Origin of the sequence: Tsukamurella sp. DT100 (assembly GCF_049844855.1) — a bacterium.
Taxonomy (GTDB): domain Bacteria; phylum Actinomycetota; class Actinomycetes; order Mycobacteriales; family Mycobacteriaceae; genus Tsukamurella.
Map to the genome: position 1 here is coordinate 438,451 of NZ_JBNCLV010000004.1, position 20,552 is coordinate 459,002.

The following is a 20,552-nucleotide window of genomic DNA, read 5'->3' on the forward strand; positions in this document are numbered from 1 at the left end:
GTACTCAGTTGGAGCCGAGCGCCATCAGCAGCGGGCCGAAGGTGATCACCAGGCCCACGAACAGGGCGAGCCCCAGGGTGAGGTAATCGGTGGTCTTGCGCAGGTAGTGCGTGAAGGTCACGATGCCGATGATCACGATGAACGCGAGCACGACGGTCAGCGCGATGGTGGGCCAGCCGCCGCCCCAGTTCCACAGCTTGAAGAAGCCATAGAACAGGCCGGCGCCGGCCGCGAGGCCGAGCACCACCTCGGCGGCGAGCGCGGCCCAACCGCGGCCCTTGCCCGTCGCGGCGTCCTTCTCGTCGGCGTCCGCGTCCTCGTCGCCCGGCTTCGCGAGGAAGTCCGGGGTCTCCTCGGCGCGCGCGTCGTCGATCTGCTGAGCGCTGAGCGCCGCGGTGTCGGGCGCGACGGGCGCATCCAGGTCCACGTCCGGGGTCGGCACGGCGACGGGCTTCACGTCGACGGTGTCGTCGGCCTCGACCTCGGCGAACCGGGACTGGCGCTCGCGGACCTGCGCGGTGTTGAAGTCGGCGGTCGCCATGATCGGGGCCTCGGCCTGATCCCAGCGCGACCACGCGTAGTCGCGGCCGTCCTCCGCCCGGGGGGCGTCGGCCTGCGGGGCGTCGGCCGGCGCGGCATCGGCAGCCGGCGCACCGTCGGCCAGCGCGGCAGCGGGTTCCGCGGCCTGCTCGGCCACAGGCTCGGCGGCGGGCTCCTGCACGGGCTCCTGCGGCGCCTCGGCCGCCCGGGAGCCACGGCCCCAGCGGAGCAGCCCACCGCGCCGGCCCTCGGGCTGCGCAGGCGTCTCGTCCACCGCCGGCGCCTCGGGCTCCTGCGGCGCGCTCTCCTGCGGTGCAGGAGTTTCGACGGGGCCGGGGGCAGCCACGGCGGCGGCGAGGAAGGAGGAGGTGATCGGCTCATCGTCGTCCTGGTCGGCCTGCTCCGCCGGGGCGGCCTGGTCGGCCTGCTCCGCCGGGGCGGCCTGGGCGGCCGGCTCGGGCGCGGCGGGCTCGGGCTCGACGACCTCGGGCGTCACGACCTCGGGCTCGTACGCGGCCTGCTGCGCAGGAGCGGCCGGTGCGGGCTGAACCGCCTGCGCGGCGGGTGCCTCGGGCACGGCCGACACCTCGGGCTGCTCGGCCGGCGCCTCGGTGCCCGGGGCGGGCTGGTCGTCGCGGATGACGGGGATCTCACCGGTCAGCTCGGCGACGGTGATCGAGTTCTCGCCGCCGCGGTGGCGTCGGCGGCGTCCGCCCGCGGGTGCGGGTGGAGTGCCGCCCTCCCTGGCGAGCAGCTCCGCCAGCGAAATCCTTCGCTCCTCGCTCATGCACGTCACCGTCCTGTGGCTCGTCGGCCTCGTGGGCCCCGCGCGTGCCGGAAAGTTCACACCCGCCACTCACGCCCTGTGTGGTCTCAGAAGATTCTACTTGTACACCGTCGCGCAACCGTGGCGGCACACGCGGCGGTCCGTTATGTTACTTCGCGCCTTTAATGGGCTTTACCGCTGCTCTCCGGGGTGAAGCCCGCCTGGGTGTCCAGATAGCGCAGGATCACGCCCTCGCGCAGCGCCCACGGGCAGATGTCGAGCTCCTCGACCTTCATCGCCCGCATCGCGGCCTCGGCGACCAGCGCGCCGGCCACGATCTGGCCCGCGCGGTCGGAGCTCAGCCCGTCCAGCTCGCGGCGGTCGGACTCCGTCATCCGGCTGATGAAGGCGATCAGCTGGCTCAGCCCGCGCGCCGTGAGCGTGCGCTTGACGCGCGGCCCGGCGGAGGAGGGCGCCGCACCCGTCAGGCGGGCGAGGGTGCGCATCGTCTTCGACGTGCCCGCCACCAGGTCGGGCGTGCCGACGGCCTGCAGTCGCGCGGCGGCGGGGGCGATCTCGGCGTCGAGCCAGTCGCGGAGCATGGCGACGCGGCGACGCCCGGGCGGATCGTCGGGCAGCCACTCGCGGGTGATCCTGCCCGCGCCCAGCGGCAGCGAGAGCGCGACGTCCGGCTCCTCGTCGACGCCGTTGCTCATCTCGAGCGAGCCGCCGCCGATGTCGATGTTGAGCACGCGACCCACGCTCCAGCCGTACCAGCGGCGCACCGCCAGCGCGGTGAGGCGGGACTCGTCGGCGCCGGAGAGCACCTCGACGTCGACGCCCGTGGCCTGCTTGACGTGCGCGAGGACGGTGTCGGTGTTGCTGGCGTCGCGGACCGCGGAGGTCGCGAAGGCCATCACCTCGGAGCAGCCGGAGCTGCGCGCGATCTTCGTGAACTCCTCGACGGATGCGACGAGCGCATCCTCGCCGGCCTGGCTGAGCCGGCCGCTCGGCTCGATCTTCTCGGCGAGCCGCAACGTGGCCTTGGTCGAGCTCATCGGCGTCGGGTGCGCGCCCCAGTGGGCGTCGACCACGAGCAGGTGCACCGTATTGGACCCGATGTCGAGGACTCCCAATCTCACCCCGTCAATCTAGACCCGACTACGGTGGCCCCTGTGACCGACCTTCCGATGCCCGGCCTGCGGCGTCCCGTCCCGGAAGTCCCCCTGGACTTCCCGCGCGAGTGGCTGGAGTTCACCGACCCCGCGGACCCGAGCCATCTGATCGCGGCGGATCTGACCTGGCTGCTCTCCCACTGGACGTGCGTCTTCGGCACCGAGTCGTGCCACGGGATCGAGCCGGGCCGGGAGACGGACGGCTGCTGCAGCCACGGGGCCTTCCTCTCCGACAACGACGACAAGAAGCGCCTGAAGAAGGCCGTCGCGAAGCTGACGGACGACGACTGGCAGTTCCGCAGCAAGGGATTGGGCAAGAAGGGCTACCTCGAGGAGGACGACCTCGACGACGAGCCCGCGCTGCGCACGCGCCGGTACGAGGGCGCGTGCATCTTCCTCAACCGGCCGGGCTTCCCCGGCGGCGAAGGCTGCGCCCTGCACGCGATGGCCCTGCGGACCGGGGTGGAGCCGCTCACCGTCAAGCCCGACGTCTGCTGGCAGCTGCCGGTCCGGCGCACCCAGGAGTGGGTCGAGCGGCCCGACGGCGAGCAGATCCTGCGCACGACGATCGGCGAGTACGACCGACGGGGTTGGGGCGCAGGCGGACTCGACCTGCAGTGGTACTGCTCCGGCTCCCCCGAGGCGCACGTCGGCGCGCAGCAGGTGTGGCAGAGCTACGCCCCCGAACTGACCGAGCTACTGGGCGAGGAGGCGTACGCCGCGCTGGCCCGCGAGTGCGAGGCGCGCCAGGGCAAGCTGGTCGCCGTGCACCCCGCCACCGCCGCGGCGACGGAGCGGCAGAACTTCGACATGAAGTACGTGGAGCTCTAGGCGATCTCGTCCAGGCCGTGCAGGTTCTTGGCGGTCGGGCTGGTGTCGACGGTGCCGGGGTCCGGATAGGTGCCCAGCACCCGGTCGGAGGTGCCCGCGGTGGTGACCGAGAACCAGTAGTGCTCGTTCTTGAAGTGGTGCAGACGGTGACTGCGCCAGACCGCCTTGTAGGCGCGGCCGCGCGGCTTGTAGTCGGTGTGGACGAGGTAGTGGGTCCACTCGTAGCCGAGCAGGAAGACCGCCTCGACCAGCATGAAGGTGAGCGTCGCGTGCACCGGGGCGCCGATCAGGGCGCCCACGCCGAGCGGCGCGGCGACACCCAGGCCGACGATCACCCAGGGCAGCGCGCGGGTGGGGATGAACACGAGATCCACGTCGCGGGGCGCGGCGTGGTGCCGGCGATGGTCGCGCGCGAGCAGCGTGTCCACCGTGATCGGCCCGACGGTGCGCGGCCGCCAGTGCAGCACGAAGACGTGGATCACCCACTCCAGGAACGGGAACAGGGCCGCGAAGACGAGCGGCGCCCACAGGTCGGCGAGCCCTCCCCCGCCGACGGCGATGCGCGCTGCGACGGTGCCGGCCAGGAAGGCCAGGATCATCCACGGCGTGGGATGGCGCAGGAACTCGCGGCCGGCGTCGCCGAGTGAGAATCCGCGGCGGGCCGCGCGATCGGTCGTGGTCATGACTGCTCCATCCGGTCGAGGAATCCACCGAGCACGCCAGTGGCGCCGCCGAGGACGGCCAGCGCGGCCGTGCGGGCGGCGGTGGCGTCGCCGTCGAGGACGGCGGCGGTGAGCGCGCGGTAAAGATCCGCGGGCTCCGCGGCCGCGACGGCGTCGGCGAGCACGCCGAGCAGCGGCTCGTAGACGCGCCGCATGCCGTTGAAGATGAGGGTCATCGCGATCGAGTCGGCACCCCGCACGAGGTGCTCCCAATAGGCGAGGGCTGCGGCCTGCTGCTCCGCGCCGGAGCCGGCGCCCTCGATCGCGGCGAGCGCCGCGGTCAGCGGGCCGGCAAGCGCGTCGGCCGAGCGGGCGGCCGCCTTCTCGGCGATCCACGGCCCGAGGTACTCGCGGACCTCGAGGACGCTGCGGACCACGGACGGGTCGACGACGGCACCGTCGGGCGCGGCGACGAGCAGGTGCGGCAGCAGGTCCAGCCCGCCCGTGCGGGTGATGTCGTTGACGACGGCACCGTCGCCCTGCCGGACCTCGACGTGGCCCGACGTGGCGAGGCGGGCGATGGCCTCGCGGACGACGGGGCGAGAGACGCCGAGGACCTCCGCGAGCTTGCGCTCGCTGGGCAGCCGCGAGCCGACCGGCGCGGCACCACTGACCAGCTGGTTCAGCAGCTGCTCGTGCACCTCGTCGGCGGCGGACCGCTTCGTGACCGGGCTCAGTTCCATGCCGGAACCGTAGCGCCACCCGGTCCGGTGGTCAAGTGGTATTACCAGTGAATCGAAGGACCGTCGCGGAACGCGACGGTGATGCCGGGGCTAGGGCTCGAGCTTGTAGCCGAGGCCCCGGACGGTGACCAGGTGCTTCGGGTTGGCCGGGTCCGCCTCGATCTTGCTGCGCAGGCGCTTGACGTGCACGTCGAGCGTCTTGGTGTCGCCCACGTAGTCCGCGCCCCAGACGCGGTCGATGAGCTGCCCGCGAGTGAGCACGCGGCCGCTGTTGCGCAGCAGGTACTCGAGCAGGTCGAACTCCTTGAGCGGCAGGGTCACCGCGTCTCCCCCGACGGTCACGACGTGCCGCTCGACGTCCATCCGGACGGGACCGCCCTCGAGCACCCCGTCGTCGAGGCCGTCCGCGGCGGCGGTGTCGGCGCCGCGGCGCAGCACCGCGCGGATGCGGGCGATGAGCTCCCGTGCGGAGTAGGGCTTGGTGACGTAGTCGTCGGCGCCCAGCTCCAGGCCCACGACCTTGTCGATCTCGCTGTCGCGCGCGGTCACCATGATGACCGGCACGGACGAGCGGGCGCGCAGCTGCTTGCACACGTCGGTGCCGCTCATGCCGGGCAGCATCAGGTCGAGCAGGACGATGTCGGCGCCCGCGGAGTCGAAGTGCCGCAGTGCCTCGACCCCGTCGCCCACGACGGTGGTCTCGAACCCCTCCTTGCGGAGCAGGAACGCGAGAGGGTCGGCCAGCGATTCCTCGTCCTCGACGATCAGTACGTGTGTCACCGCAGTACATCCTCACTGTGGTCATCGCGCTCTGCAGGGTCCGGCCCGGACTCGACCGACGCCGGCAGCACCAGCGTGAAGGTCGAACCCATGCCCGGTTTGCTCCAGAGCCTAATGGTGCCGCCGTGGTTCGCGGCGACGTGTTTGACGATCGCGAGACCGAGTCCGGTCCCGCCCGTCATCCGGGACCGCGCCTTGTCGACGCGGAAGAAGCGCTCGAAGACGCGCTCCTGGTCTTCGGGGGCGATGCCGATGCCCCGGTCGGTGACCGCGATCTCGACCGACGCGGCACCGTCGGGCCCGGCGGCGGGCCGCAGGCGGCGGCTGATCGAGACCTGGGTGTTCTGCGGCGAGTAGGCGATCGCGTTGGAGATGAGGTTCGACAGCGCCGTCAGCAGCAGGGTGTCGTCGCCGCGGATCTCCAGGCCGGAGGGCTCGTCGACGATGAGCGAGATGTTGTTGGCCTCCGCGGAGACCTGGGCGCGGGCCACGGCCTCACCGACCACGTCGTCGACCTCCACGCTGCCGAGGTCGGGCAACTTCTCCGCGCCCTGCAGGCGGGAGAGCGCGATCAGCTCGTTGACCATGTTGCCCATGCGGGTGGACTCGACGAGCACGCGGGAGCCGAAGTGCCGCACCGCCTCCGGGTCGTCGTCGGATTCGAGCAGCGCCTCGGCGAGCAGGCCGATCGCGCCGACGGGGGTCTTGAGCTCGTGCGAGACGTTCGCCACGAAGTCGCGGCGGGTTGCCTCCATGCGCTGGTTCTCGGTGTCGTCGTCGGCGTAGACGACGGCGTACCGCTCGTCGGGTTCGGTCCCGACGATGAGGTCCACCCGGCAGCGCACCGCGATGCTCGCCCGGTCGGACCGGCGGGACACCGTCAGTTCGACGGTGCGCGGCGCCCCCGTCTCGAGCACCAGGGAGGCGGCCTGCCACACGCGATCGTCGAGGAGCTGCTCGCGGACGAGGGAGAACTCCTCGGCGCGCGGATTGCAGGCGATGACGTCGCGGAAGCGATCGACGACCAGCAGGCCGGTGGGCGACTCGCGGAGCACCGCGCGCTGCAACTCCGCGACCGTCATGCGGGTCGGACCGACGGGTTCGGCGGTGACCACCCGCTGCCGGACGCGCCGCGCGAGCCATCCGATGAGGGCGCCCGCCAGGGCGGACACCACACAGAGGGCCACAGTCACGCGGTCAGTGTACCCAGGTTCTCCGGCGATTCTTCACATCGGGAACGACTGGTGAACAACGGGTTACCGGTCGGCGGCCACCTCGACAACGGAGGCGTACTCGGGGTGCTTCGTCACGTAGTTCGCGACGTAGGAGCACACCGCGCGGGCCCTCTTGGCCGAGGCGACGACGTCGTCGAGCGCAGCTTTGGTGAGCACCGCCGCATAGCCGTTGCCGCCGTACTCGGCGTCGACCACGGTGTGGGTGAGCAGGCGCACGTCCACCTCGTCCACGTAGTCGAGGTAGCCCGCCTGCTCGCCGTCGACGGTGAGCACGTAGCGCTCCTGTTCCGGGGAATGGGTCACAGTCACGTCAGCCATGTGATCCAACCTATCCCCTTCGCGGCCCCGGAGCCTGAGGAGAAACTTAGGGGGCGGTACCGATTCGCTCGGTACCGCCCCCGTCGTCGATCGTGGGACTACTTGGCGCCCTGGTTGGCGACCGCGGCGGCGCCCGCGGCGGCGGCCTCGGGGTCCAGGTAGGTGCCGCCCGGGTTGGCGACGGAGCCGTCCTCGTTGAACGAGTAGGTCAGCGGGATGCCGGTGGGGATGTTCAGCGCCGCGATATCGGCGTCGGAGATCCCGTCGAGGTGCTTGACCAGCGCGCGCAGCGAGTTGCCGTGCGCGGCCACGAGCACCGTCTTCCCCTCGGCGACCTGCGGCTCGATGACGGCCTGGTAGTAGGGGATGAAGCGCTTGACCACGTCGAGCAGGCACTCGGTGAGCGGCACCTGCGGCAGGTGCGCGTACCGCGGGTCGGCGGTCTGGCTGTACTGGTCGTCCGCGTCGATCGCGGGCGGCGGGGTGTCGTAGCTGCGGCGCCACAGCATGAACTGCTCGTCGCCGTACTTGTCCTTGGTCTCGGCCTTGTTCAGGCCCTGCAGCGCGCCGTAGTGCCGCTCGTTGAGGCGCCAGTCGCGGACCACGGGGATCCAGTGCCGGTCGGCCGCGTTCAGCGCGATGTTCGCGGTGGTGATCGCGCGACGCAGCAGCGAGGTGTAGAGGATGTCGGGCAGCAGGCCGGCCTCCTTGAGCAGCTCGCCGCCGCGGGCGGCCTCGCCGCGCCCCTTCTCGGTCAGCGCCACGTCGACCCAGCCGGTGAACTGGTTGGACGCGTTCCACTCGCTCTCGCCGTGACGGAGCAGGATCAGGGTGCCGTAGGTCATGCGCCGTAGTTTAACGCCCGCCGGATCGGCCCACGCAGGTCCGCGAGGCTCTCGGCCTCGGCCTTCGCGGGCCCCAGCGACCGGGCGCCGTACAGCCGGTCGAAGAGCAGGCCCTCGAGCAGGCTGACCAAGTCGGCCGCCGCCCGGTCGGGGTCGACGGTGCCGAGCGCCGCGAACAGGCCCGTCGCGAGCGGCACCGAGAACAGGCAGGTGGCGAGGTCCGCCTCGAGCCCCTCGGCCTGCGCGTCCGGTGCCAGCGCGTAGCGGGCGAGCGAATCGCGCCGACGGTCCGTGAGCAGGTGGTGCAGCTGGCGCGCCGTCACGTCCGCCGCGGTGTCCCGGTCGACGGTGCGCGGCACGTCGGCGTCGAAGGCCGCCCGCGACCGCTGCCGGAGATGCTCGATCGCGGTGCGCAGCAGATCGGAGCGGGTGCGGCAGTAGTACGACGTCGATCCCTTCGGCAGCCCCAGCCGCTTGTCGACGGCGCCGTGCGTCACCGCCCGGTTGCCGCCCTCTGCCGCGAGGTCCAGCGCCGCCTCACCGATCGCGGTCCGCCGCTCGTCCACGGTTGCCCTCCATCCACTCGATCCTCTATAACAATAGAGCACTCTACTTTTATAGAGGGAGACGACATGGACGACCTGATCGGCACCGTCGACGACACCGCGCGCTGGGTCGCGCACCACCGGGCCATCGAATCGGCGCGCCCCGACGCGCTGTTCCACGACCCGTTCGCCGCGCGGCTCGCGGGCGCCGAGGGCGCGGCGATCGCGGAGGGCGCCGCCCCGGCCGCGGGCGGCGGCGACGGCTGGTACCTCACCGCCCGGACGGTGCTGGTCGACGAGGCGGTGGCCGCGTCGATCGCCGACGGCTGCGACACCGTCGTCAACCTGGGCGCGGGCCTCGACGCACGGCCGTACCGCCTCGACCTGCCCGCCGACCTCGAGTGGCTCGAGGTCGACCTCCCCGCGATCCTCGACCACAAGGCCGCGATCCTCGCGGCGGAGATGCCGCGATGCCGGCTGCGCCGGGTGCCGCTGGACCTGGCCTGCGACGGCCTCGCGGACCTCCTGGCCGGGCTCGCCGGCCGTCGGATCCTGGTCCTGTCCGAGGGGCTGGTCATGTACCTCTCCCCCGACGATGCCGACACCCTCGCCGACGCCCTGCTCGCCGCACCCGTGGACCACTGGTGCCTCGATCTCGGCTCTGCGGGTGTGGGATCGGTGATGGCGGAAAGGAACCGGGGCATCCTGCGGCACGCGCCGTGGCGCTTCCTCCTCGCGGACGGAGTCGCTCACTTCGAGGACCGAGGCTGGGCGGCCGACCGGATCGACTCGTTGTTCGTCGCCGCGGTGGAGCTAGGACGCCTGGACTCGCCGGAGGCGCACCGTCTGGCCGCGGGACCGCAACCGGACCCGCGCGCCCCTGGCGACGCACCATGGAGCGGCGTCGTGACGCTCTCCCCGGCTCGCTAGCGCGCGGTGTGCTTCTCCGCCCGCATTCGCTCGACCATGTGCGGGTAGTGCAGCTCGAACGCGGGGCGCTCGGAGCGGATGCGCGGCAGCTCGGTGAAGTTGTGCCGCGGCGGCGGGCAGCTGGTGGCCCACTCGAGGCTGTTGCCGAAGCCCCACGGGTCGTCGACCGTGACGACCTCGCCGTAGCGGTAGCTCGTGAAGACGTTCCACACGAAGGGCAGGACCGAGGCGCCCAGGATGAACGCGCCGACCGTCGAGATCTGGTTCAGCGTGGTGAAGCCGTCCGTGTCGAGGTAGTCGGCGTAGCGGCGCGGCATGCCCTCGGCGCCCAGCCAGTGCTGGACCAGGAAGGTGGTGTGGAAGCCGATGAAGGTGAGCCAGAAGTGCCAGCGGGCCAGTCGCTCGTTCAGCAGGCGTCCGGTGGCCTTGGGGAACCAGAAGTAGATGCCCGCGAACGCCGCGAAGACGATGGTGCCGAACAGCGTGTAGTGGAAGTGGGCGACCACGAAGTAGGTGTCTGAGACGTGGAAGTCGAGCGGCGGGGAGGCGAGGAGCACGCCGGTGAGGCCGCCGAAGAGGAAGGTCACGAGGAAGCCGATCGAGAACAGCATCGGCGACTCGAAGGTCATGTTCCCCTTCCACATCGTGCCGATCCAGTTGAAGAACTTCACGCCCGTCGGCACCGCGATCAGGAACGTCATGAAGCTGAAGAAGGGCAGCAATACCGCGCCGGTGGCGTACATGTGGTGCGCCCACACCGCCATCGAGATCGCCGCGATCGCGAGTGTCGCCATCACGAGGCCGCTGTAGCCGAAGATCGGCTTGCGGGTGAACACCGGGAAGATCTCGGAGACGATGCCGAAGAACGGCAGGGCCAGCACGTACACCTCCGGGTGACCGAAGAACCAGAACAGGTGCTGCCACAGGACCGCTCCGCCGTTCGCGGGGTCGAAGAGGTGGGCACCGAACTGCCGGTCCACCTCCAGCCCGACCAGTGCGGACGCCAACAACGGGAAGACCATCAGCGCGAGCACGCTCACCACGAACATGTTCCACGTGAAGATCGGCATCCGGAACATCGTCATCCCGGGCGCCCGCAGACAGAGGACTGTCGTGACCATGTTCACCGACGCGAGGATCGTCCCGAGCCCACCGACCGTGAGCCCCATCAACCACAGGTCGCCGCCGACGCCCGGGCTGTGCGCGGCATCGGAGAGCGGGGTGTACGCGGTCCAACCGAAGTCGGCCGCGCCGCCGGGGACCATGAAGCCCGCGGACGCGGTGAGGCCGCCGAACAGGTACAACCAGTAGCCGACGGCGTTGAGCCGGGGGAACGCGACATCGGGCGCGCCGATCTGCAGGGGCACGAGGTAGTTGGCGAAGCCGAACGCGATCGGGGTCGCGTAGAGCAGCAGCATCACGGTGCCGTGCATGGTGAACAGCTGATTGAACTGCTCCGTGGAGAGGAACTGCAGGCCGGGCTCCGCGAGCTCGCCCCGCATGACCAGGGCCATGAGGCCGCCCACGAAGAAGAACAGCATCGAGGTGACGATGTACATGACGCCGATCGTCTTGTGATCCGTGGTGACGACGACGTCGCGGATCCAGCCGCCGGCGGGCCTGCCGCGCGCGGGTTCGGGGCGCACGGCGCGAAGCCGCCGCTCGGGTGCCACGTCCGTGGCGGTCGTCTCGGTTCCACCGTCCATGGATCGATCGTCGGCCGCGGGAGCCCCCCGCGGCAGTGGCGGACGTCCCGACCGATGTCCCGGCGGCTCAGGACCAGGTGCGGCCGAAGCCGCGGGCGCTGACCCGTTCCGCCAGGACCTCCACGACCTCGTACTTGCCGTCGTCGATGAAGGGACGCAAGGAGAGCGCGTCCGTGACGGACAGGGCCGACGAGTCCATGCGCACGCGTGCGGGCCCGCGCACGATGACGCTCCAGGCCTGGTCCCCGCCGACCTCGTCCACCTCGAAGGCCACCTCGCGCGCCACGACGGCCGAAGCGAGCTTGCTGCCCGGCCCGGTCCGGAACAGGACGTTGCAGCCCTCGCCGAGCACGTAATTCACGGGGAAGATCTCGGCATCTCCCCCGAGCGCGATCACGATGCGCCCGACGTCCTTGCGGCGCAGCAGCTCGATCGCCTCCGCACGATCGAGGACGGTGGTGCCGGCGGTGAAACGTTCCATGACTCGCTCCTGGGGTCGGGGCGGGCGGGTGCCCGCCGTCCCAACCTCACCCCGTCCGGCGGCGCGCCACCAGGGACCTTCGTCCGGCCGCACGTCCCGGGACCGCCGGGAGCGGAGGCCTCGCCTACTGCGAGTCCCGCCAGCGCAGCAGGGCTTCGATGATGGTGTAGTCGAAGCCGGGCGCGGAGAGCTCGGCGGTGAACTGCGTGGCCCCCTCGGCGACGAGCTGGTCGGCGAAGGCGAGGGCCTCGTCGGGGCCCGTGCCGCGCGGGATGGCGATGTTGTGCGCGATCTCCTTCGGGTCGCGGCCGATCTTCGCGCACGCCTCGGCGAGCACGGCCGACTTGTGCCGGTACGTCTCCAGGTCCACGAAGTAGTGCCACACCGACGCGTACTGCGCCACCAGCGGCAGCGTCTTCTTCTCGCCGCCGCCGCCGATGAGGATCGGGATGTCGCGCGTCGGAGCGGGATTGAGCTTGGCCCACCGCTCGGTGATCCGCGGCAGCGCGGCGCCGAGGTCGTCAAGGCGCGAACCGGCGGTGCCGAACTCGTAGCCGTACTCGTCGTAGTCGCGCTGGAACCAGCCGGAGCCGATGCCCAGGATCAGACGCCCCTTCGAGATGTGGTCGACGGTGCGCGCCATGTCGGCGAGCAGGTCGGGGTTGCGGTAGCTGTTGCAGGTGACCAGCGCGCCGATCTCGATCCGCGAGGTCTGCTCCGCCCAGGCGGCGAGCATCGTCCAGCACTCGAGGTGCGTGCCGTCGGGGTCGCCGGAGAGCGGGAAGAAGTGGTCCCAGTTGTAGACGACGTCGACTCCCAGGTCCTCGAGCTTGGCGACGGCGTCGCGGAGCTGCTGGTACTCGGTGAAGTGCTGGGGCTGAAGTTGGACTCCGATGCGCATGGCATCGACGCTACTCAGCGCTCCGCGGACGCGCTGGCCGAACCGGGAAGGACCGCGACGACCAGGACGAACGCCGCGGCGATGCCCACCCCGACCGCGGCGGCGATGCCCGCCCAGCCGGCGGCGGCGAAGGCCAGCCCCGCCGCCGCGCCGACGACCGACGAGCCCGCGTAGTAGCAGAACAGATACCCCGACGAGGCCTCCGCGCGATGCTCCGTCGCGAGCAGCCCGACCCAGCCGCTCGCGACGCTGTGCGCCGCGAAGAAGCCGGCGGTGAAGACGACCATCCCCGCGAGCACGGCGGGCGTCGAATCCGGCAGCGTGAGCACCAGACCCGCGCCCATCGTCGCGATCGAGGTCAGGAGCACCCGGCGGCGGCCGATCCGGTCCGCGAGCCGGCCCGCCGCACCCGAGGAGACGGTGCCAGCGAGGTAGATGAGGAAGACCAGCCCGACGACGCCGGGCGCGAATGCGAAGGGCGCGGCCAGGAGCCGGAATCCGAGGAAGTTGTAGACGCTGACGAAGCCGCCCATCAGCAGGAAGGCGAGCACGAACAGCGTCGCGAGCTCCGGCCGGCGGAGGTGGCCGAGCATGCCGCGCACCGTCGTTCCCACCGAGACCGGCTTCGGCACGTGGAACCGCGACGCCGGCAGGGTGCGGATCATCACCACCGTGAGCACCGCCGCGGCGACGGCGAAGAGCTCCATGGCGCCGCGCCAGGCCATGACGTCGAGCCCCACCGCCGTGACGACGCGTCCGAGCAGCCCGCCGATCGTCGTGCCCGCGACGTAGCGGCCCATCGCCCCGCCGAGGTCGCGCCCGTCCACCTCCTCGGCCAAGTAGGCCATGGCGACGGCGGGCACGCCGGCGAGTGCGATCCCCTGCAGCGCACGGAGTCCCAGCAGCATCGGGAGCGTCGGGGCGAGCGGGATCAGGAGGCCCAGTATTACGGCCGCGACGGCCGACACCGTCATCACGCGGGTCCGGCCGAAGCGCTCGGACAGCGCGCTGACGGGGATGATCGCGAGCGCGAGCAGCCCGGTGGTGACGGAGACCGCGAGCGCGGAGACGGCCGGCGCCGAACCGAAGACCCTCGTCAGCTCGGGCAGCACGGCCTGGGTCGAGTACATCGAGCCGAAGGTCGTCAGGCCCGCCACGAACAGCGCCAGGGTGGTCCGACGGTACGCGGGGGTCCCGGCACGGAGCGGCGCGGTCTCGGCGGTCTCGACGGTGGCGGTCATGGGGCTCACCCTGCCCCCGCGGTTCCGATGTGTGAAATGCATGGATATGTAGATCCTGATAGAAAGAACGCATGACCCCAGCTGGTAGGCCTGTTTCGAGCGCGTCGGACGACCTCGCGCGGTTCATCACACTCGCCGAGACCCAGCACATGACCGACGCCGCGGCGGCGCTGCGGATCACCCAGCCCACGCTCTCACGCACCCTGGCGCGCCTGGAGGCGGACATCGGGGCGCCCCTGTTCGACCGGCGGCACGGGCGCCTCGTCCTCAACGCGAGCGGCGAGATCTACCTCGACCACGCGCGCCGCGCGCACGCCGAGCTGGAGGCGGCGCGGGCCCAGATCGCCGACCTCCGCAGCCCCTCGCAGGGCACGATCCGGCTCTCCTTCCTGCACTCCTTCGGCGTGGCACTGGTGCCGCGGCTCGTCTCCGGCTTCCGGGAGCTGGAGCCGCGGGTGACCTTCGAGCTGTCGCAGTTCGCCGCCGGGACGGTCACCGAGCGGGTGCTCGCCGACGAGGCCGACCTCGCGATCGTCTCGCCGCGGCCCGCCACCAGCGCCGTCGCCTTCGGACTGCTCGCGGTGCAGCGCCTGGCGCTGGCCGTGCCGGCCGGCCACCCGCTGGCGGAGCGCCCGTCCGTGCACCTGTCCGAGGCCGCCGACGCGGACTTCATCACGATGCACCCCGAGTTCGGCCTGCGCCGCATCCTCGAAGAGCGCTGCGCCGCCGCCGGATTCCGGCCGCGGATCGCCTTCGAATCCTCCGAGTCCTTCACCGTCGCCGGCCTGGTCGCGGCCGGCCTCGGGGTGGCGCTGCTGCCCGTCGACGAGGACCCGCTGTGGCCACCCGGTCTGGTGCTGGTGCCCATGTCCGGGCCCGCGCCGACCCGCGAGGTGGGACTCATCTGGCGGCCCGACACGGCCCTACCGCGCGCGGTGCGCGCCTTCCGCGACTACGCGCTCGACTCCTGATCCCGGGTCGCCACGACGAAGATCCGACGGAAGGGCAGCACCGTCCCGAAATCCTTGGGCGGGTAGGCGGTGTTCAGCTCCGCCTTGTACCGGGCGACGAAGTCCGCGCGCTCGGCACCGTCGAGCCGCGCGAGCACCGGGCGCGCGCCGGTGCCGGAGATCCACTCGAAGACGGCGTCGGGGCCCTGCAGCACGTGTTGGTAGGTCGTCTCCCAGGCGTCGACCGCCCAGCCTGGGCGCTGCAGCGCCGCAAGATATTCGGCGGGATCGCGCACGTCGATGCGGCGGAAGTCGGTGATGCCGTACTCCGCCGCCAGGCGCCACAGGAGGGCGTGCGAGGGCGCGTCCTGGTTGCCGGGTACCTGGAAGGCGAAGGCGCGGGCGGCACCGTCGGCGGTGGCGGGCAGCAGGTCGATGTGCCGATCGACCCACTGGTACATGGCGTTCGAGACGATCACGTCGGGGCGCTCGCCGTCGGGGCGCCAGGCGGCGGCGTCCCCGACCGCGAAGGTCGCACGCGGATCGGCGACGTCGGCGCGGGCGCGCTCGATCATCTCCTCGCTGGAGTCGACGCCGTGGATCGCAGCGTCCGGCCAGCGGGCGCGCAGCGGCGCGACGTCGTTGCCCGGGCCGCAGCCGAGGTCGACGACGGTGCGTGCGTCACCGGGGATGCGGGCGAGCAGGTCGAGGAACGGGCGAGTGCGCTCGTCGCCGTAGCGGAGGTACTGGGATGGATCCCACCGATGAGAAGTCATACAATCATCCAATCAATTGGAGTGGAGAGGTGGACTGTGACTGATACCGCGACGAACGATCCGCACGTGCTGAGCATCGACCACGTGGACCTGGTCCGCACCGGTCGCAACCTCCTCGACGACGTCTCCCTCACCGTACGCCGGGGCGAGCACTGGGTCCTGCTGGGCGCGAACGGCGCCGGGAAGTCGACGCTGCTCGGCCTGTGCGGCGCGGTCACCCACCCGACCCGCGGCACCGTCGACGTGCTCGGCAAGCGCCTCGGGCGGGTGGACATGCGCGAGCTGCGCACGCACATCGGGCACGTCAACCCGCGCCACCGCCTGGACCAGCCGCTGACGGTGCGCGACGTCGTGATCACCGGCGTGACGAACACGCCCGAGTTCCCGCCGCGCTGGGCGCCGACCGACGCGCAGCGCACCCGCGCGGAGGAGCTCGTCGAGACGCTCGGGATGGCGCGGCACGTGGAATCGCGCTGGCCCACCCTCTCCCAGGGCGAGCGGGGGCGGGCGCTGATCGCGCGCGCGCTCATGGGCGAGCCCGATCTCCTCCTGCTGGACGAGCCGGCGACGGGGCTCGACCTCGCCGCCCGCGAGCGCCTCCTGACCACGGTCGACGGTGCGCGGCGCGCCCACCCCGAGCTCGCGTCGATCCTGGTGACCCACCACCTGGAGGAGATCCCCGTGACCACCACGCACGCGGTTCTGATCCGCGACGGCCGGATCACCGCGGCGGGCGCCGTCGACGACGTCCTGACCACCGACGCGATCAGCCACGCCTTCGACCACCCGATCACCATCGCGCGCCAGGATGGGCGCTGGACAGCCCGGTCGTAGCGCGCCGTTCGTTCGATTCGCGTTCGATATCGTTATCGATTCGTGATCTGGTGATCGATTTTCGGCGCTAGACTGGGGGCATCCTTCCACGGAGGTGCCGGATGTACAGCGACGACGAGTACGAGCCGTTCGAACACTGCGTGTGGCTGGAGGTCGCCCAGGAGGAGATCGCCGCCCGTGCGCTCGCCGATGCGATCGCCGATGCGCTCGCCGCCGAATACGAACAGCAGGACGCGATCGAGGCGGATGTCAGTGGTCCGCGCTTGACTGGGGACGTCCCCCTCGATCCCGTCAGGAGTTCTTCATGCCCTTCATGGCACCCCCGGCCGATTCCGAGCGAGCCGGGCTCCGTGGCTTCCTCACGCAGCAGCTCGACGGTCTGCGGCACACCGCGTTCGGTCTCACGGAGGCGCAGATCCGGCTCTCGCCCGCCCGCAGCACGCTCACCGTAGGCGGGCTGCTCAAGCACGTCACACTCACGGTCAACGCCTGGTCCGCGCGCGCCGAGGCCGCGCCGGAGCTGTTCTCCGATCCCCGGCTGGACGCCATGGCCGAGGGCGATGACTTCCGGCTCGGGGAGGGCGAGACGCTCGCGACCCTGCTCGCCGCCCACGACGCCGCCACCGCACGCGTCCTCGCCGTCGCAGACACCGCGAATCTCGACGCCGTCGCTCCCGCGCGCCCGGCGCCGTGGTTCCCCGACGGCTTCGAGGGGTGGACGGTGCGCTGGATCCTGCTCCACGTCATCGAGGAGGTGGCCCGCCACTCCGGCCACGCCGACATCCTCCGCGAGGAGATCGACGGCGCCACCGGATACCCACTCATCGCCGCGGCCGAGGGCATGGGCGACCTGGGCTTCGTCCGGCCCTGGACACCTGAGCGCGACTGACACAGCACCGACGGATCCGGGCGCCTGCGAAACGGTGTTGACTTCGAGTGCGCTCGAAGGCTTAGCGTTGCTCACGTGGTCGCACACACGGAAGAACTCGCATCCATCGTCCGCTCGCGCGGGCCGCTGCCGAGCGCGGCGGAGATCCTCGCCGGGCCGGCCCAGGAGGGGCCGCTCACCGTCGCCGAGATGGCGGAGCTGGTGGGCGTCTCGGGCCACACGCTGCGCTACTACGAGCGGGTCGGCCTGGTCACGGTCGACCGGGACGGCGCCGGGCACCGTCGCTACGGGCCGCAGGCGATCGCGCGGGTCATCTTCCTGACCCGGCTCCGCCTGTCCGGCATGCCGATCGCCGACATCACGGAGTACGTCCACCTCGTGGACGGCGGCGACGCCACGATCCCCGCCCGCCTCGCACTCCTCACGGCGCACCGTGCCCGCACGGCCGCGCAGATCGAGGAGCTGCAGTACTCGCTCGCGGTCATCGACTACAAGATCGCCACCTACGGCGGCGGGCTCGGCGACTGCGTCGCCGGCGCACCGGCCACCACTCCCGACACCGCGGCGGCCGGCACCGTCGCAGCCCACGAACTCGACCTGAAGGACTGACATGCTCCCCACTCGCACCCTCGGCGACCTGCGCGTCTCCGCCCTCGGCCTCGGCTGCATGGGCATGAGCCACGCCTACGGATCGGCCGATCCCGACGAGGCTCGCGCCACCCTCGAGGCCGCGCTCGCCGCCGGCGTGACGCTCTACGACACGGCCGACATGTACGGCAACGGCGCCAACGAGGAGTTCCTCGCCCCCTTCGTTCAGGCGCACCGCGACGAGATCGTGCTCGCCACCAAGTTCGGCTTCGTCAACGACGAGAACGCAAGGCCGATCGGCCTCGACGGCCGCCCGGAGCGGGTGGCCGGGTGCGTCGACGGCTCGCTGCGCCGCCTCGGCGTCGACGTGATCGACCTCTACTACCTGCACCGCGTCGATCCGCAGGTGCCCGTCGAGGAGACCGTGGGCGCGATGGCCGAGCAGGTGGCGGCGGGCAAGGTCCGCGCGCTGGGGCTGTCCGAGGCGACCGCCGAGGACATCCGCAAGGCCGCCTCCGTGCACCCGATCGCCGCGCTGCAGTCGGAGTACTCGATCTTCACCCGCGACGTCGAGGACGGTCCGCTGCAGGCCGCCCGCGAGGTGGGCGCCGGCCTGGTGCCCTTCAGCCCGCTCGGGCGGGGCCTACTCACGGCCGACCGCAAAGCCGTCGCCGCGGCGCTGGGCGGCGACGACTTCCGCCAGTCGATCCCGCGCTGGCAGGGCGAGAACCTCGAGGCGAACCTACGGCTCGTGGACCGGATCGACGCCATCGCCGCCGACCTCACCGCCTCCGGTGCCGGGGCCGACGGTGCGCCGGTGACCGCCGCGCAGGTCGCGCTCGCGTGGGTGCTGGCGCAGGGCGAGGACGTCGTGCCGATCCCGGGAACTACGCGGCGCAAGCACCTCGGCGACAACCTCGGCGCCGCCGCCGTCGCGCTCACCGCGGACCAGCTCGCCGAGCTGACCGCTCTGTCGGCCGTGGGCAGCCGCCTCCCGCAGCGCACGCTGCAGCAGCGCTGATACTCCGGCGGTCGGCCCGCGCCGCCGCAGTGCGGGCCAACCGCCGGGCAAGGCGACACCGAGGGGTCGCGGGAATCGTGGAGTTCGGCAAGAAGATCCGTGCTGACCTCCAGGAGAATCGATGCATCCCCATCCGACGAAGGCCGGGGGCCCGACGGGCCGGATCCGGCTCCACTGCCGGCGGGGCCGACGCGGGTTCTGGCAGCGGTTCGACCTCGTGAACCGCATCGCCGACTTCCTCTGGACCCGCGACCCGACGGATCTCATCGACCTGGGCGGCAACGGTCCCGACGTCTGGGCCACCGTGGACGGGCTGGTCGAGCAGTGGCCGCTGGCGACGATGTGGAGAACGAACACGCTGACGGTGGAGGCGGGCGATCGATTGCTGCGCGTCGCATGCAACACGGACACGGTCACCTTCACCTGGCAGTACCTGCCCGTGCGCGTGCTCCCCGGCCAGACAGTGGACGTCTACTACGCCGCGCCTCCGGCCAAGAACAGGCCCGCCTCGCTCGGATTCGTGCCGGCCTGACGCGGGGCATCCCGGTGCCGTCGGACCTCACGCGCGCGGAGGAGGTACTCGGCGTACCCGCTGAGATGTGTTCCCCAGCGGCGCGACCTCCGCGGAATCACAGGGGTGCGCCGCTGGGCGGCACAGGTCAGCGGATGCCCGGAGTGGCGGCCCGATCCGGCGCCGTCCAGCGGGCGAAGGCGGCCAGCGCCGCGGAGGCGACGAGCACGCCACCGGCGGTGAGGAACGCCGCGTCGTAGCCGTCGCCGAGCATCGGCGCGACGACGAGCGGGCCCACGATCTGGCCGATGCCGTACCCCGCGGTGAGCACGGCGGCCGACCGGGGAATGCCGATCCGCGCGCCCGCCTCCATCGACAGTTGCACTGCGCCGATGAAGGTGCCGCCGAACAGGACCGCCGAGACGGCGGCCGCCGCGGGACCGTGGACCAGCGCGGGCAGCACCGCGGAGACCACCTGCAGCAGCAGCGCGATCACCAGCAGCGATTCCGCGGAACGGTACCGCCGCAGCCGCGCCCAGATCAGCGGCGACACGGCGGCCGCGAGGCCGACGATCACCCACGCCGCGGGCCCCTCCCAGGGCCGCCCGCCGACGGCCACGGCGGCGACGAGGAAGGTGCCGAGCACGATGTAGCCGAGCCCCTCGAGGAAGTAGCTGATCCCGAGCGCCCACCCGGCCACACCGGGCCGGGGCGCGGGGGCACCGTCGGGCCGTGCGACGGGGCCGGACGCGCCCGGCGGGAGCCGCCACGCGAACAGCCCGAACAGCGCGGTCGCCACCGCGGCCACCCACCACAGGACCTGCCAGCCGACGACCTCCCCCAGCGCGACGACCACCACGCCCGACGCGGCGATCCCGACACCGACGCCGCAGAAGGCGACGCCCGCCGCGGCGGTCCCGGCCACCGCGCCGGCGCAGTAGACGAAGACGACGGCGCTGGCGAGCCCGGCGATCAGCCGCACGCCGGACCACAGCGGCACGCTCACGGCCAGCACCATCGCCACCTCGCTGGCGACCAGCGCGAGCAGCGAGGCCCGCAGCAGTCCCCGGCTGCGGGCCAGCCGCGGTTGGACCGCCAGCGCCAGGGCGCCGAGGAAGTATCCGAGGTAGTTGAACGTGGCGACGACCGCGGTGGAGCCGGGCGAGATGCCGGTCTGCTCCTGCATGAGCGGCAGGATCGGCGTGTAGACGAACCGCCCGAGCCCCATCGCCGCCGCGAGTCCGGCGAGGGCGCCGAAGCCGAGCTGCCGCGTATTCACTACGC

The 20,552-nt window shown here is 71.8% G+C and carries 23 protein-coding genes; 8 read left to right on the plus strand and 15 right to left on the minus strand.

Translation table 11 applies throughout. The annotated features are described in order from the left end of the window. Positions 1–4: 4 nt before the first annotated feature. Entirely contained in the window at positions 5–1,327 is a 1,323-nt protein-coding gene (locus ACLQ3K_RS12425; RefSeq protein WP_425999634.1) for a hypothetical protein, read from the minus strand. A 161-nt stretch (positions 1,328–1,488) separates the two neighbouring features. Beyond that, positions 1,489–2,448 (minus strand): Ppx/GppA phosphatase family protein, encoded by a 960-nt coding sequence (locus ACLQ3K_RS12430; RefSeq protein WP_224646032.1) that lies wholly within the window; start codon positions 2,446–2,448, stop codon positions 1,489–1,491. Between the two features lie 48 nt (positions 2,449–2,496). Here ACLQ3K_RS12430 and ACLQ3K_RS12435 point away from each other — a divergent pair, with 48 nt between their 5' ends. After that, positions 2,497–3,312: a hypothetical protein gene (locus tag ACLQ3K_RS12435; RefSeq protein WP_425999820.1), complete on the plus strand. Its 816-nt coding sequence runs from the start codon at positions 2,497–2,499 to the stop codon at positions 3,310–3,312. Here the strand turns inward: ACLQ3K_RS12435 and ACLQ3K_RS12440 are convergent. The 7 genes from ACLQ3K_RS12440 to ACLQ3K_RS12470 form a co-directional block, all read right to left on the minus strand. After that, a complete protein-coding gene (locus ACLQ3K_RS12440; protein ID WP_224646031.1) occupies positions 3,309–3,995 on the minus strand; it encodes a sterol desaturase family protein in 687 nt (228 codons plus the stop codon). The genes ACLQ3K_RS12435 and ACLQ3K_RS12440 overlap by 4 nt on opposite strands. Next, positions 3,992–4,717: a FadR/GntR family transcriptional regulator gene (locus ACLQ3K_RS12445; protein ID WP_224646030.1), complete on the minus strand. Its 726-nt coding sequence runs from the start codon at positions 4,715–4,717 to the stop codon at positions 3,992–3,994. The genes ACLQ3K_RS12440 and ACLQ3K_RS12445 overlap by 4 nt, the downstream gene beginning before the upstream one ends. Positions 4,718–4,807: 90 nt before the next feature. Next, positions 4,808–5,497 carry a response regulator transcription factor gene (locus ACLQ3K_RS12450; protein WP_224646029.1) on the minus strand — a complete coding sequence of 230 codons (690 nt, stop codon included), beginning with the start codon at positions 5,495–5,497 and terminating at the stop codon, positions 4,808–4,810. Further along, positions 5,494–6,690, minus strand: coding sequence for a sensor histidine kinase (locus ACLQ3K_RS12455; RefSeq protein ID WP_224646028.1), 1,197 nt, complete (start codon positions 6,688–6,690; stop codon positions 5,494–5,496). Before ACLQ3K_RS12455 ends, ACLQ3K_RS12450 begins: the two co-directional genes overlap by 4 nt. Before the next feature lie 63 nt (positions 6,691–6,753). Beyond that, entirely contained in the window at positions 6,754–7,050 is a 297-nt protein-coding gene (locus tag ACLQ3K_RS12460) for a GNAT family N-acetyltransferase (RefSeq protein ID WP_224646027.1), read from the minus strand. A 98-nt stretch (positions 7,051–7,148) separates the two neighbouring features. Beyond that, the gene (locus ACLQ3K_RS12465; protein WP_224646026.1) at positions 7,149–7,895 is read right to left on the minus strand and encodes a phosphoglyceromutase; all 747 of its coding nucleotides are present in this window, start codon (positions 7,893–7,895) and stop codon (positions 7,149–7,151) included. After that, on the minus strand, positions 7,892–8,461 hold the full coding sequence (locus tag ACLQ3K_RS12470; RefSeq protein WP_224646025.1) for a TetR/AcrR family transcriptional regulator: 570 nt from the start codon (positions 8,459–8,461) through the stop codon (positions 7,892–7,894). The genes ACLQ3K_RS12465 and ACLQ3K_RS12470 overlap by 4 nt, the downstream gene beginning before the upstream one ends. Before the next feature lie 66 nt (positions 8,462–8,527). On the opposite strand from ACLQ3K_RS12470, the gene ACLQ3K_RS12475 reads away from it, so the two are divergent. Beyond that, the gene (locus tag ACLQ3K_RS12475) at positions 8,528–9,370 is read left to right on the plus strand and encodes a class I SAM-dependent methyltransferase (RefSeq protein WP_425999639.1); all 843 of its coding nucleotides are present in this window, start codon (positions 8,528–8,530) and stop codon (positions 9,368–9,370) included. On the opposite strand, the gene ctaD is transcribed toward ACLQ3K_RS12475, so the two are convergent. From ctaD to ACLQ3K_RS12495, 4 genes are all read right to left on the minus strand, one after another. Beyond that, positions 9,367–11,076 (minus strand): aa3-type cytochrome oxidase subunit I, encoded by a 1,710-nt coding sequence (gene ctaD / locus ACLQ3K_RS12480; RefSeq protein ID WP_224646023.1) that lies wholly within the window; start codon positions 11,074–11,076, stop codon positions 9,367–9,369. The genes ACLQ3K_RS12475 and ctaD overlap by 4 nt on opposite strands. A gap of 67 nt (positions 11,077–11,143) precedes the next feature. Continuing rightward, a complete protein-coding gene (locus ACLQ3K_RS12485; protein ID WP_425999641.1) occupies positions 11,144–11,557 on the minus strand; it encodes a pyridoxamine 5'-phosphate oxidase family protein in 414 nt (137 codons plus the stop codon). 124 nt (positions 11,558–11,681) lie between these two features. Beyond that, a complete protein-coding gene (locus ACLQ3K_RS12490) occupies positions 11,682–12,458 on the minus strand; it encodes an LLM class F420-dependent oxidoreductase (protein ID WP_224646021.1) in 777 nt (258 codons plus the stop codon). Between the two features lie 14 nt (positions 12,459–12,472). Further along, complete coding sequence (locus tag ACLQ3K_RS12495) at positions 12,473–13,699, minus strand: MFS transporter (protein WP_224646020.1); 1,227 nt, start codon at positions 13,697–13,699, stop codon at positions 12,473–12,475. A gap of 71 nt (positions 13,700–13,770) precedes the next feature. Between ACLQ3K_RS12495 and ACLQ3K_RS12500 the strand changes: the two genes are divergently transcribed. Beyond that, positions 13,771–14,670, plus strand: coding sequence for a LysR family transcriptional regulator (locus ACLQ3K_RS12500; protein ID WP_425999644.1), 900 nt, complete (start codon positions 13,771–13,773; stop codon positions 14,668–14,670). On the opposite strand, the gene ACLQ3K_RS12505 is transcribed toward ACLQ3K_RS12500, so the two are convergent. Next, on the minus strand, positions 14,652–15,425 hold the full coding sequence (locus tag ACLQ3K_RS12505) for a methyltransferase domain-containing protein (protein WP_425999646.1): 774 nt from the start codon (positions 15,423–15,425) through the stop codon (positions 14,652–14,654). The two genes, ACLQ3K_RS12500 and ACLQ3K_RS12505, sit on opposite strands and share 19 nt — an antisense overlap. A gap of 36 nt (positions 15,426–15,461) precedes the next feature. Here ACLQ3K_RS12505 and ACLQ3K_RS12510 point away from each other — a divergent pair, with 36 nt between their 5' ends. The 5 genes from ACLQ3K_RS12510 (at position 15,462) to ACLQ3K_RS12530 (ending at position 19,289) form a co-directional block, all read left to right on the plus strand. After that, entirely contained in the window at positions 15,462–16,259 is a 798-nt protein-coding gene (locus ACLQ3K_RS12510) for an ABC transporter ATP-binding protein (protein WP_224646017.1), read from the plus strand. Between the two features lie 304 nt (positions 16,260–16,563). Further along, entirely contained in the window at positions 16,564–17,148 is a 585-nt protein-coding gene (locus tag ACLQ3K_RS12515; RefSeq protein ID WP_224646016.1) for a DinB family protein, read from the plus strand. Positions 17,149–17,223: 75 nt separating this feature from the next. Then, entirely contained in the window at positions 17,224–17,757 is a 534-nt protein-coding gene (locus ACLQ3K_RS12520) for a MerR family transcriptional regulator (protein WP_224646015.1), read from the plus strand. 1 nt (position 17,758) lies between these two features. Further along, positions 17,759–18,757: an aldo/keto reductase gene (locus tag ACLQ3K_RS12525; RefSeq protein ID WP_224646014.1), complete on the plus strand. Its 999-nt coding sequence runs from the start codon at positions 17,759–17,761 to the stop codon at positions 18,755–18,757. 121 nt (positions 18,758–18,878) lie between these two features. After that, positions 18,879–19,289 carry a hypothetical protein gene (locus tag ACLQ3K_RS12530; RefSeq protein WP_224646013.1) on the plus strand — a complete coding sequence of 137 codons (411 nt, stop codon included), beginning with the start codon at positions 18,879–18,881 and terminating at the stop codon, positions 19,287–19,289. A gap of 127 nt (positions 19,290–19,416) precedes the next feature. Here the strand turns inward: ACLQ3K_RS12530 and ACLQ3K_RS12535 are convergent, their stop codons facing one another. Further along, positions 19,417–20,547, minus strand: coding sequence for a YbfB/YjiJ family MFS transporter (locus ACLQ3K_RS12535; protein ID WP_425999651.1), 1,131 nt, complete (start codon positions 20,545–20,547; stop codon positions 19,417–19,419). Positions 20,548–20,552: the final 5 nt, after the last annotated feature.

Coding starts and splice junctions, on each gene's coding strand:
- ACLQ3K_RS12425 (WP_425999634.1), bottom strand. CDS start 1,327: ATGAGCGAGGAGCGAAGGATTTCGCTGGCGGAGCTGCTCGCCAGGGAG.
- ACLQ3K_RS12435 (WP_425999820.1), top strand. CDS start 2,497: ATGCCCGGCCTGCGGCGTCCCGTCCCGGAAGTCCCCCTGGACTTCCCG.
- ACLQ3K_RS12440 (WP_224646031.1), bottom strand. CDS start 3,995: ATGACCACGACCGATCGCGCGGCCCGCCGCGGATTCTCACTCGGCGAC.
- ACLQ3K_RS12445 (WP_224646030.1), bottom strand. CDS start 4,717: ATGGAACTGAGCCCGGTCACGAAGCGGTCCGCCGCCGACGAGGTGCAC.
- ACLQ3K_RS12460 (WP_224646027.1), bottom strand. CDS start 7,050: ATGGCTGACGTGACTGTGACCCATTCCCCGGAACAGGAGCGCTACGTG.
- ACLQ3K_RS12465 (WP_224646026.1), bottom strand. CDS start 7,895: ATGACCTACGGCACCCTGATCCTGCTCCGTCACGGCGAGAGCGAGTGG.
- ACLQ3K_RS12475 (WP_425999639.1), top strand. CDS start 8,528: ATGGACGACCTGATCGGCACCGTCGACGACACCGCGCGCTGGGTCGCG.
- ctaD (WP_224646023.1), bottom strand. CDS start 11,076: ATGGACGGTGGAACCGAGACGACCGCCACGGACGTGGCACCCGAGCGG.
- ACLQ3K_RS12485 (WP_425999641.1), bottom strand. CDS start 11,557: ATGGAACGTTTCACCGCCGGCACCACCGTCCTCGATCGTGCGGAGGCG.
- ACLQ3K_RS12490 (WP_224646021.1), bottom strand. CDS start 12,458: ATGCGCATCGGAGTCCAACTTCAGCCCCAGCACTTCACCGAGTACCAG.
- ACLQ3K_RS12495 (WP_224646020.1), bottom strand. CDS start 13,699: ATGACCGCCACCGTCGAGACCGCCGAGACCGCGCCGCTCCGTGCCGGG.
- ACLQ3K_RS12500 (WP_425999644.1), top strand. CDS start 13,771: ATGACCCCAGCTGGTAGGCCTGTTTCGAGCGCGTCGGACGACCTCGCG.
- ACLQ3K_RS12505 (WP_425999646.1), bottom strand. CDS start 15,425: ATGACTTCTCATCGGTGGGATCCATCCCAGTACCTCCGCTACGGCGAC.
- ACLQ3K_RS12515 (WP_224646016.1), top strand. CDS start 16,564: ATGCCCTTCATGGCACCCCCGGCCGATTCCGAGCGAGCCGGGCTCCGT.
- ACLQ3K_RS12525 (WP_224646014.1), top strand. CDS start 17,759: ATGCTCCCCACTCGCACCCTCGGCGACCTGCGCGTCTCCGCCCTCGGC.
- ACLQ3K_RS12530 (WP_224646013.1), top strand. CDS start 18,879: ATGCATCCCCATCCGACGAAGGCCGGGGGCCCGACGGGCCGGATCCGG.